This window comes from Rhizobium sp. A37_96 (genome assembly GCF_053521765.1).
Genome location: NZ_JBNWDS010000009.1, coordinates 234,002 through 240,458, shown reverse-complemented (window position 1 = coordinate 240,458; position 6,457 = coordinate 234,002). Strand labels below are relative to the sequence as shown.

Below are 6,457 nucleotides of genomic sequence, written 5' to 3'. Positions count from 1 at the left end.
GGCGCAGTCAAGCCACTTGGGTGCGGCCATGGCCACAGCGAACGGAGAGGCGTCCTTCACATCGTACGGCGAGCCGAAAAAAATCGTCCGCCTGCGCGCCGGCTCGGCTGGATGAGCAGTCTTCAAGAGCCGTTCGGTGGCGAGCAGCGATCCTAGTTCGTCACCCATGGAAGCCAAAGCTTCGCTGAAGCTGGGATCGCAACGATGCCGGTGCCGCAGGAGAATTTGCGGCATGCGGACCACAATCGGTCACGATTGCGGTCTGTCACGATCCAACGGGGCTTGCAATCGATCGACGGCAAATTCGGCGGCAGCACGAAGCATATCCGCCGGAGCGCCGGCCCGGGCAGCAAGCTGCAGTCCGTTCATCGTGGTTTGAATGAAGAAAGCGGTCTGGTCGGCATCGAGCCGGGGATCGATTTCACCGAGGGCCGATGCCTCGTCGATCCGCTCGACCAACTGCCGATGCAATGCGGCGCCCGCCTTGTTCTGCAGCTCCGCAAGCTCGGCGTCGTTCGTGCCGAACTCGCTCGCCGCCCCGACACCCATGCAGCCTCGTTCACGCTCGGCTCGATCGTCGACGATCAATCCCAACAGCATCGCGCGAATGCCGTCCAGAGGGGAAGGCAATGACCGGAGCCTGCCGATATGGGCATCCACGGTTCGCCGGTGATAGGCGGAAAGGGCTTGCAGATACAGTGTCCGCTTGTCGCCGAAGGTATTGTAGAGGCTTTGCCTGCCAAGGCCCATCGCAGTCCTCAGGTCGTCGGTGGATGTCCCGGCAAACCCCTTGGCCCGGAAAAGTTCGACCGCTTTGTCCAGCGCGGCGTCATGATCGAATTCTCGAGGCCTCGCCATGATCCGCTCCTTCGTCCGTTATTCGAAACCTGCGCATGTCAGCGACTCCCGTCTCGTCTGCAGGCCTCCGGTTCGATGTGGCCGTTAGTCTTTCGATGATCAAATGCCACCAACGCGCTCCTTTTCCAGTCGCGACTCTTAAGACAGTCGTCAGAATCGTGACGGAAACAGTATTGGTCTTACGACCCTCCGTGGCGCAATTCTAGCGTCATGGAAAACAACCTACTCAAGCAATCGCAACGCTCGATGACGCTCCCCAAGGGGATCTGGCATCTACTCGCCGGCGATGCGCAACGGGACGGCAGCGACGCAATCCAGATCGCTGCGGCCTCGGCGCTGAACTGGCCCGAATTCACCTCGCTGAACGGCGACGAAATCATGCTCGGCGAGGACGGCATGTTCCGCCTGGCTCTCTGGAGCGCCTCGACATGTTGCGCCACGCTGTTGGCCACCCGGCGCGCCACCCTGATCCTGTCGGAAGGAGACGGCGGCTGGGAAATCCAGTGTCGCGTGGTGGCCAATGCCAGCCTGCTGACGCACCAGCCGCTCTCCGGATTTCTGTTGAAGCCGGTCGAGCTTTTCGATCGACGTACAGCGCGGCGCCCTCAAGATCCCGGGCGTCAGGCAGACGAGATACGCCGCGCGCTGTTCGAAGCCTTTCCCGTCGGCGACGACGGTGAAAATGCGCCGTTGAGAGGGGGAGCCCCCACCCGCTAACGGCATTCACTTCTTCCCTGCCCGATCAATCGGCTGTGTCCCCGCCGGTCGGGGAAGCTTTGTCCCAACCAGCTGACCCTCAGCAAGATCAGAAAGGAAGTAGCCATGAAACGCCTTCTCACCTCCTCGGTCGCATTCGCAGCCATTGCTCTTGGCATGTCCGGCATTGCATCCGCCGAGCCGATCAAAAATGTTGTCCTGGTTCACGGCGCATTCGCCGACGGTTCGGGATGGCGCGCCGTATCCGATATCCTGGAGCACGACGGCTATACGGTCTCGGTCGTCCAGGAGCCCGAAACGTCCCTGGCGGACGATGCAGCGGCCACGAAACGGATCATCCAGAGCGTCAACGCCCCCTTGATTCTCGTCGGCCACAGCTATGGCGGCGCCGTCATCACCCAGGCAGGCAACGAGCCGCAGGTGCGCGGCCTTGTCTACATCGCAGCCTTCCAGCCCGATAGCGGCGAAACCCTCGGCGACCTTCTGAAGCGGACGCCGCCGGCCGCAAATAGCGCCGTGCCGGCAGGCGAAGGTTACGTGATCGTCAATCCGAAGACCTTCCATGCCGATTTCGCGGCGGACGTGCCCGCCAAGGAAGCTCACTTCATGGCGATTTCCCAGGTGCCGATCAGCGTCACCGGATTCGGCACCGCAATCACCAACGCCGCCTGGCACAACAAGCCCAGCTGGTATGCCGTTGCGACGAACGATCGCATGATCAATCCGGACCTCGAGCGTTTCATGGCAAAGCGCGCGGGCAGCACCACGATCGAGGTGAAGGGTAGCCACGCCATCTACATGTCCCAGCCCCAGGCCGTGGCAAAGCTTATCGAGCAGGCCGCCAAGGACGCCAAGTAACCACGCATCGCATTCGACCCCTGCGCCACCTTCCGCTGGAAGGCGGCGCAGTTATTTTCAGCATTCCTGTCATCCTCGCAGGATCGCCCGGCACAGCTCCATCGCCCGATGAACCGCGGGAAGCTGGCGACAGCCACGCGGGTAGATCAGCGCCAGGCGTTCGGGTGTGGGCAACAGCGCGACCGGATGCATCGCGAATCCCGGCCGCGGCACATGCAAGGCATGGATCGGCAGCAGCCCGAGCCCCACATTTCTTTCAACCAGCGTATAGATCGCCGAAATATCGGTGCTGTCGGCCACGACGGAACAGGAAACGCCCGCACTTGCAAAGGCCTCCATGATCCGCTCGTAGATGCCGCCGCCGGATCGCCGGCGCAGCAGGACGAGCGGGATATTGGCAAGCGCCTCCGGCCTGATTTCGGAACCCGCCGTCCATCGGTCGTCACCTTCCCGGCAAAGAAGGACAATGCTCATCGGAGCCAAGGCCTCGACGCCAAGTCCAAAGTTCGCGACCGGCATGTGCGTGACGGCAAAATCCAGCTGGCGCATCTCGACCATCGTTTCGAGGAGCTGAGGCTCCCCCTGCTGCAGCGAGAAGCTGACGGCGGCACCCTCTTCGCGGATCTGCGCCACCACGGTCGTGATGATCTCCAACGAGACCTGCGTAAATCCCACTCTCAGCCGAGCGGTAAAACCGCGCCCTATCGCCCGCATGTCCTGATCGAGCGCCGAGGCGCCGCTCAGCAGCTCTGCCGCACGTTCGTATAACGTCCTGCCCGTATCCGTGACGGTCAGGCCACGGCCGGCGCGTTCGAACAGCGACACCCCCCATTCCTCTTCAAGCTGCTTGATCGCCACGCTCAGATTGGGCTGGGCGACCCGCAGAACGTCGGCCGCGGCAGCCAGGGAACGATGCTCGACGACGGCACGGAAATAGGCAAGCTGTCTCAGATTCATCTACGCAACTCACTCATTATGGACAATTCAGTCCATAATGTATACACACTTCCCGCAACAGTTCAAATCCCATCGTCGGGCAGGAGTTTCCGGTGACACAAACCGTTTTCATTACTGGCGCTTCACGCGGAATAGGCGAAGCGTGCGTGCGGCAATTCCTTGCCGCCGGCTGGAACGTCTATGCGACGGCCCGCGATCCGGAGAAGATCGATGTCGCCGCAAACGAAAAGCTGGCAACGGGCCGGCTCGACGTCGGAGACGATGCCTCGATCCTGGCGGCGGTATCGGACGCGGTCTCGCGCTTCGGCGCCATCGACGTTCTGGTCAACAATGCCGGCGTCGGGCTTGGCGGCCCGGTCGAAGCGATGACCCGTGAAGAGCTGCACGCGCTGCTGGACGTGAACCTGGTCGGGGCAGCCCTGGTTGCCAAGGCCGTGCTGCCCGGCATGCGGGAAAACCGGCGCGGCATGATTATCAATATCGGATCCCTGGCCGGCGCGGCCGGCCTGCCGTTCCTGGCGCCCTATTGCGCCAGCAAGTTCGCCCTGGCGGGGCTGAGCGAAGCGATGCAATACGAGCTCGCCCCTTTCGGCATTCGCGTGAAACTGATCGAGTTGACCGGAAGCCGCACACAGTTCAAGCAGCAGATCCTGCGTCACCCCGCTTATGCATCCGGTCTCGATGCGGTGGAGATGCGGTTGAAAAAAGGCATGTCGTCGGCAAGCCCGCCCGACCTGATTGCCAGGGAGATCGTGCATATCGCCGGCTCCCCCTCCAAACGTATCCGCTACGCTCTCGGTGCCGGCAAGCGAATGTTCGGCGTGATGCAGGCCCTCCCCGAATGGATGTTTCGCTCGATGCTGTCGCGCGCATTCGGCCTGTAGCGACCGGCAGCGGGCTTCCTCTGACGCATAACTATTTTGCGACTTCCCGCCGCCAAAGGGCGGGGCTCGAGCCGACAATTTTCCGGAACACTTTCGAAAAATGTGCCTGATCGGCAAAACCGACCAGAAGCGCGATTTCCGAAATCGGCAATATCCCTTCGTTGAGATGCTCCTTCGCCCTTTCAATTCTGGCATGGAGAAACCACTGATAGGGCGTGAGGCCCGTGGAATTGCGAAATGCACGGCAAAAATAGGGGCGCGAAAGATTGGTCAGGCTTGCCAGTTCGCTTAGCGCCACCGCCTCGCCCAGCCGGGCGCAAAGATATTCCTTGACGAGTTTCAGATGCCGGGACGAGAGGCCGCTTTTGATCTTCAGCGCGGGTATCGAGGACTGCCCCAGACAAACAAGGCGAATGAGAAGAGCCAGAGAAAGGCTATCCGCATACAGTGTCTCCAGCGGAGTGCAGCCCTCGAACTCGGCCTCGAAGAGCTTGGCGAGATGGAATATGCCAGCGTCGAAAAACAGCAGCCGCGGCGTCAGGACGGCCACCTTGATCGCATCGTTCTCCAGCGCCGCAATCGCGGCCCTGTCGAAAAGGAAGGAGATGTTGCGCATGAAACGCGTGCCTTCGGAATATGCCCAAACCGTCGACTCGGCCGGTGCGAAATTCATGAGGTTCTGCGTATCGTCATTCACGAGCGTCGGCCGCGTTGGGCTTTCTCGCGCTTCGGGATGCTTGCCGACGATATCGAGCGTGACCGTCAGACGCGCAACCTCCTGGCGCAGCTCCACCCTGTAGCAGGCATCCACTTCGCTTTCCTTGATATAGGCATAGATCGAGCTCCAGGAGCGCTCGTAGAAATTGACCGTTCTGTTGCCCTGGCCGACCAGCAGCGACGGCCGTCTCCAATCCGCCAGCCTCGCTTCAGCCTTGCGGTTGTCCGATATCAGTTCCGTCACGACGGTATTGTCCCTCCCGAAGAATGCTGTGGCACGATGTTTGGCCGGATTTTATCGAGGCCTCTCCCTCAGCCGTCGATCCGCCAACAGCCGGCCGGATCGCGTCCGGCCAAAGCTTTGCATGTATGGGATCGAAGCGGCTTGAACGTCAGTTCTGTCGCATTCCGATCCCTGTCAGACGTCGCCGGCTGCCACCGCCAGCCACGTCACAAGTTTCATCGGTTTCCGTCCCCCGCAACCTCCCTCTCAGGCTTCCGTTGCCCTGAACGCTCCTCGGGCTAAACGGCCGTGAAATCTACTCCCGGAACTCCCTGCGCCAGCTGCCCGGCGAGATGCCGTGAACGCTCGTGAAAATACGGGTGAGATGGCTCTGGTCGGCAAAGCCGCAAGCGACGGCGATCTCGGCGATGGTGGCCGTGCCGAGCAGCATCTGCTTTGCCATTTCGATCTTGTGTTCGAGCAGCCAACGATGCGGCGTGCGGCCTGTCGACTTTTTGAAAGCGCGGATGAAATAGCTGGTCGACAATCCGCATTGATCGGCAATCTCCGATATTCCCACACGGTCGTTTGCGGCGGCCGCCAGAAAACTCGTGGCAAGATTGAGCTGCCGGTTGGAAAGACCGCCGCGATGTATCGCCGGCAGGTTGAGGCCGCCATACCGCGTCAGGAGATGCGATTGAAGTGCGAGCAGGATATGGTCGATGAATAGCGTGGAGGTGTGCTTCGGTTCGTTCAGTGCCGGAAGCAACGCTATCGCCAGACCCTGAACGACGGGGTCGAACTGCCCCTGGCGGCTGTCCAGCCCGTCGAAGCGCGGACATCCCGCGGCATAGCTGAATTCCGAAAGCGCCTGCCGGGAGACATTGAACCGGATATTGTCGAACGACGAACGATGATGGCAACGCCAAAGATCGCGAAGGTCCGTTATGGAAAGCGCGCCGACGTCATGCCCGCCATCGTATATGAGCTTGCCGTCCCGCCAAAGATGATGATGCTCGAACGGCTTGAGCTGGGTGATGATGCTGTAGGCCTCGGCCTGAGGAAGCGATTTGCTCTCGGCGTGATCGGTATGTTCGCTGCGCATGCGAAGAACGCTGACCGAACTGGATTGAAGCGACGATATCTGCGGTCGCGCAGCCAACACTACCTACCCCACCTAAGCCTGCCCAATTTTGGTATTTTCACACAGGCGCTCACCCGAGTCCATCCGGGTTTCCGCCTT

General features: G+C 61.1%; 8 protein-coding genes. 3 read left to right on the top strand and 5 right to left on the bottom strand.

Annotated features, from left to right (window positions below):
- Window positions 1-234: hypothetical protein (locus ACQZ6J_RS22215; RefSeq protein WP_449085646.1), on the bottom strand; the 234-nt coding region annotated here is incomplete at its 3' end.
- A gap of 15 nt (window positions 235-249) precedes the next feature.
- Window positions 250-858 (bottom strand): TetR/AcrR family transcriptional regulator, encoded by a 609-nt coding sequence (locus ACQZ6J_RS22210; protein ID WP_449085645.1) that lies wholly within the window; start codon window positions 856-858, stop codon window positions 250-252.
- A 246-nt stretch (window positions 859-1,104) separates the two neighbouring features.
- Between ACQZ6J_RS22210 and ACQZ6J_RS22205 the strand changes: the two genes are divergently transcribed.
- A complete protein-coding gene (locus tag ACQZ6J_RS22205) occupies window positions 1,105-1,575 on the top strand; it encodes a hypothetical protein (RefSeq protein WP_449085644.1) in 471 nt (156 codons plus the stop codon).
- A gap of 105 nt (window positions 1,576-1,680) precedes the next feature.
- The gene (locus ACQZ6J_RS22200; protein ID WP_163989378.1) at window positions 1,681-2,433 is read left to right on the top strand and encodes an alpha/beta fold hydrolase; all 753 of its coding nucleotides are present in this window, start codon (window positions 1,681-1,683) and stop codon (window positions 2,431-2,433) included.
- Window positions 2,434-2,502: 69 nt separating this feature from the next.
- Here ACQZ6J_RS22200 and ACQZ6J_RS22195 read toward each other — a convergent pair whose 3' ends face one another.
- Window positions 2,503-3,390, bottom strand: coding sequence for a LysR family transcriptional regulator (locus tag ACQZ6J_RS22195; RefSeq protein ID WP_163989380.1), 888 nt, complete (start codon window positions 3,388-3,390; stop codon window positions 2,503-2,505).
- Window positions 3,391-3,482: 92 nt separating this feature from the next.
- Between ACQZ6J_RS22195 and ACQZ6J_RS22190 the strand changes: the two genes are divergently transcribed.
- Window positions 3,483-4,274 (top strand): SDR family oxidoreductase, encoded by a 792-nt coding sequence (locus ACQZ6J_RS22190; RefSeq protein WP_449085643.1) that lies wholly within the window; start codon window positions 3,483-3,485, stop codon window positions 4,272-4,274.
- 31 nt (window positions 4,275-4,305) lie between these two features.
- Here the strand turns inward: ACQZ6J_RS22190 and ACQZ6J_RS22185 are convergent, their stop codons facing one another.
- Window positions 4,306-5,235 (bottom strand): helix-turn-helix domain-containing protein, encoded by a 930-nt coding sequence (locus tag ACQZ6J_RS22185; protein ID WP_163989384.1) that lies wholly within the window; start codon window positions 5,233-5,235, stop codon window positions 4,306-4,308.
- 295 nt (window positions 5,236-5,530) lie between these two features.
- The gene (locus ACQZ6J_RS22180) at window positions 5,531-6,319 is read right to left on the bottom strand and encodes an AraC family transcriptional regulator (protein WP_163989386.1); all 789 of its coding nucleotides are present in this window, start codon (window positions 6,317-6,319) and stop codon (window positions 5,531-5,533) included.
- Window positions 6,320-6,457: the final 138 nt, after the last annotated feature.

Bases quoted from the DNA above. Each gene is read 5' to 3' on its own strand.
- ACQZ6J_RS22210 (WP_449085645.1), bottom strand. From the start codon at position 858: ATGGCGAGGCCTCGAGAATTCGATCATGACGCCGCGCTGGACAAAGCG.
- ACQZ6J_RS22205 (WP_449085644.1), top strand. From the start codon at position 1,105: ATGACGCTCCCCAAGGGGATCTGGCATCTACTCGCCGGCGATGCGCAA.
- ACQZ6J_RS22200 (WP_163989378.1), top strand. From the start codon at position 1,681: ATGAAACGCCTTCTCACCTCCTCGGTCGCATTCGCAGCCATTGCTCTT.
- ACQZ6J_RS22195 (WP_163989380.1), bottom strand. From the start codon at position 3,390: ATGAATCTGAGACAGCTTGCCTATTTCCGTGCCGTCGTCGAGCATCGT.
- ACQZ6J_RS22180 (WP_163989386.1), bottom strand. From the start codon at position 6,319: ATGCGCAGCGAACATACCGATCACGCCGAGAGCAAATCGCTTCCTCAG.